We start from the raw sequence: 3467 nt of genomic DNA, 5'->3' as shown, positions 1-3467 counted from the left end.
AAAGTTTGTCTATAATTGACACCAATCAATTATAGGAAAGTTCTTAGCTACTAGAAGCAATGCTTCTAGGTTTTTTATAAAAGAAAAACAGGGTTGCTTTTCTTAACATACTGGTTGTTTTGTTCAGTTTTCAAAGAGCAAATAATTCGCATTGCTTTTTAAAAGCAACTTTTATAATATACAACATTGCGTTATCACAGTCAATACTTTTTTAAAAGTTATTTAAAATGTTTTCGCAACAGGTATTAATATTATAACGTTCATCTTTAAAAGTCAATAACTTTTTTTAAAAATCTTGTCGTCTTATTGTAGCCGTTATTAGCTGTGTTTTTGGCGACAAAAAATATAATACCATCCTGAAACTGATATGTAAACACCTTTTTAAATACAACTTTTTCCAATTCACTTTAATGTATCACCAAATTCATATATACTATTTGAATTCCTTTTAGTCTAGGGAAAACGTTTTGATTAATATAACACTTTTTGAGAAATACTAACGTATTGTATCCATTATATTTCAGACAAGAGGAGTGGGATAATATGCATCATTTACATCACGCTACGTATAGTCCCTTTCTAATTATACTTTCCATTATCATTGCATTCATTTCTTCTTATACAACATTAGTATTAGTTGAACGTGTTTCAGAAAGCAATCATCGTTCAAGAAAAATTACTTGGATCTTCATAGGTGTATTTATTATGGGAGTTGGTATATTCTCAACCCACTTCATAGGTATGCTAGCTTATCACTTGAATTATCCAATGACATTCAATGGTTCCCTTCTAGTCTTGTCATTTTTGTTTTCTCTTATCACATCTTTTACTGCCTTCTATCTCCTTTATACCCACCCTTTAACGAAGGGGAAGATATTTATTAGTGGTGTGATCATTGGACTTGGCATTGTTTTTCTACATTACACAGCAACCTATGGGATTTATGAATCAGTAGAAATTCATTTTACTTCGATTTATTTTACACTTTCTATAGTTTTAGCAATTATTATTTCTTCAATTGCCATTCGTATTTTTGTAAATAAAAAGGGAGACTCAATCTCAAATAGAACAACGAAAAAAAATATTGTTAGTGCATTGGTTTTAGGAGGAGCCATTACTACGATGCATTATGTTGGGATGGAAGCTATTTACATAAACAAAGGGAGCGACGTAACTTCTAATGGAGCGGATAAATTTATTGGAAATATCGTCTCTTTCAGTACACTCTTTTTAATGTTTGCCACATTATTTACTGCTTATCTTGATTATCGATCAACACATTCTGAAAAGCAGCTAATAAAGCAACTCAAAGAGAGTGAAAAACGGTATCGTCAGTTAGTCGAAAAATCCCCTGTACCTGTGATCATTCATGATGGCAATACTATTGTTTTCGTAAATGAAATTGTTTTAAGTATGGTAAAAGCATCAGAAAAACATGAAATAGTAGGAAAATCTTTTATTAATTTTATCCACCCTGATTTTAGAGAAACTGTAAAAAAACGAATGCAAATAATAAAAGAAAAAGGTCACGTTAAATCAATGGAACAACGAATGGTTACACTTGATGGAACTGTTATTACTACGGAAACTTCTAGCTATTTGATTCAGTTTGATAATAAACCAGCCATTCAATCTGTAATACGAGATATAACGGAACAAAAGCAAACCGAATTAGCTCTACAAGATAGACAACAACGATACATGTCTCTTTTTGAATATAATCCTGATCCCGTTTTCTTACTTGATTGTCATGGATATTTTAAGGAAATTAATTCAGCAGTTTGGAAAACTCTTGGCATCCCAAAAGATGAAGTCAAAAAAATGAGTTTCCATCAAGTACTCGTACCTAGTCAAATCGACTTTGCAGTGGCACAATTTAAAAAAGCTTTGAAAGGCGAACCACAAAATTATGAAATCAGTGCTATCAAAAATAACGGCGATGAGATTCCTGTCAATATTACACTTGTACCTATCATCATTGAAGAACAAGTTACTGGTGTATTCTGTATAGCAAAGGATATTACCAAAGAAAAAGAGGCTGTTCAGAAAATAAAAGAGTTAGCCTATACCGATCAACTTACAGGTCTTCCCAATCGTACATGGTTCTTCAAATATTTCACTCATAAATTGAAGGAACAGAAACAACTTAATCATCCAATTGCTATATTAGCAATTGATTTTGATGACTTTAAAAGTGTAAATGACACTATAGGTCACCATGCTGGGGATATGTTCCTGCAGCAAGTAGCAAATCGAATGAAAGATATTCTCCGTCCACAGGATATCATTGCACGACTTGGTGGGGATGAATTTATTGTCTTTTTAGATAATATCACCAAAGAGGAAGTATCCCAAATAGCTCAAAAAATAATCAATGAGATGAATAATAAAATCCCACTATTCGGCCATGAATTCATTTTAACCCTTAGCATTGGGATTAGTATGTACTCTAAAATAATGCCAGATGTCGAAACCTTTATTAAAGAAGCTGATTTTGCAATGTATTATGCAAAAGAAAAAGGGAAAAACAATTATCAACTTTTCACAGATGAACTAAAAAAGAAGGTTAACCAACGACTTAAGCTGGAAAGTGCCTTACGAAAAGCGATTGATAAAGAAGAGTTGGAACTCTATTACCAACCACAGTTCGATATAAAATCTAGAGATATTGTCAGTGCAGAAGCTTTGCTTCGATGGAATAGTTCATTTGGAAGGATATCACCGAATGAATTTATCCCCATTGCTGAGGATACTGGTTTAATTGTATCGATCGGTAAATGGGTTTTCAAAGAAGCATGTCTGCATATAAAAGAATGGAGAAAACGAGGATTACCAGTAGTACCTATTTCCGTTAATGTATCGGCAAGACAATTTAGGGAAGCTGATTTCGCAAAGGTAGTACAACAAATTGTAAAGGAAGAGAAAATTGATCCTTCCCAATTAATAATAGAAATTACGGAAAGTGCCATGCTTGATATTGTTGAATCAGAACACATCATTCAAGATTTAAAAGAACTTGGGATTAAGATTGCTATCGATGACTTTGGTAAAGGATATTCATCTTTACAGATTATTACAGATTTAAATTACGATATCCTCAAAATTGACAAATCACTTATGGACATAGAGAAAGGTAATCGCAATATAGCTATTTTAAAAGCGGTATTAGAAACAACAAAAGGGTACAAAGAAGTTATTGTAGAAGGTATTGAGACACAAGAGCAAGTTGATTTCTTAAAAACATATAATGTAGTAGGACAAGGTTTCTTTTTTAGCCACCCCTTACCTTCCCATCAATTTGAAGAACAACTAAAACAAATTAGAGGTTAACATGTGCCCCTAAGGATCATTGCGAGGACACTGAAAAACTATGTAATAATAAAAAATGAGTCCGATAATTCTATATGCAAGGTAGTATGCATGGTTTCGGAGGCTGAGGCAAAATTGTTTTAGTTAAAGTGAAACCC

The 3467-nt window shown here is 32.6% G+C and carries 1 protein-coding gene; it reads left to right on the top strand.

The genetic code is table 11. From position 1 onward, the window contains the following. The first annotated feature begins 543 nt into the window (after positions 1-543). Positions 544-3330 (top strand): EAL domain-containing protein, encoded by a 2787-nt coding sequence (locus tag BUB12_RS17280; RefSeq protein ID WP_072892156.1) that lies wholly within the window; start codon positions 544-546, stop codon positions 3328-3330. Positions 3331-3467: the final 137 nt, after the last annotated feature.

Origin of the sequence: Ornithinibacillus halophilus (assembly GCF_900129485.1) — a bacterium.
Classification (GTDB): domain Bacteria; phylum Bacillota; class Bacilli; order Bacillales; family Amphibacillaceae; genus Ornithinibacillus; species Ornithinibacillus halophilus.
The sequence above is the reverse complement of the archived record's forward strand: the minus strand, read 5'-3'. Positions and strand labels throughout refer to the sequence as shown.